The organism is Leifsonia sp. SIMBA_070 (assembly GCF_046534635.1).
In the GTDB taxonomy this organism is placed as follows: domain Bacteria; phylum Actinomycetota; class Actinomycetes; order Actinomycetales; family Microbacteriaceae; genus Leifsonia.
Window position 1 is genome coordinate 1 of record NZ_JAWRYK010000791.1, and the last position, 244, is coordinate 244.

Genomic DNA, 244 nt, shown 5'->3' on the forward strand with positions numbered 1-244 from the left:
GGTTGCCTGCCGGAGCCGGACGGCACCAACGCGAACGGGGCGCCTGAGCGCCCCGTTTGCGTTGCCGAATGGCCAGCTGGCCGGTCGGGCTTACTGCACCGGTTCGACGATGTAGTCGACGGCGGCCTTCACGTCGTCATCGGACAGGCTCATGTTGCCGCCCTTGGCGGGCATAGCGTTGAAGCCGTTGATGGCGTGGTCGTAGAGGGTCTCGATGCCCTTCTCCACGCGCGGGCCCCACTGC

The 244-nt window shown here is 67.6% G+C and carries 1 protein-coding gene; it reads right to left on the reverse strand.

The window, feature by feature from the left end; translation table 11 throughout:
• Window positions 1-90: 90 nt before the first annotated feature.
• Entirely contained in the window at window positions 91-228 is a 138-nt protein-coding gene (locus SB754_RS22385) for a c-type cytochrome (protein ID WP_410784476.1), read from the reverse strand.
• Between the last annotated feature and the right edge of the window lie 16 nt (window positions 229-244).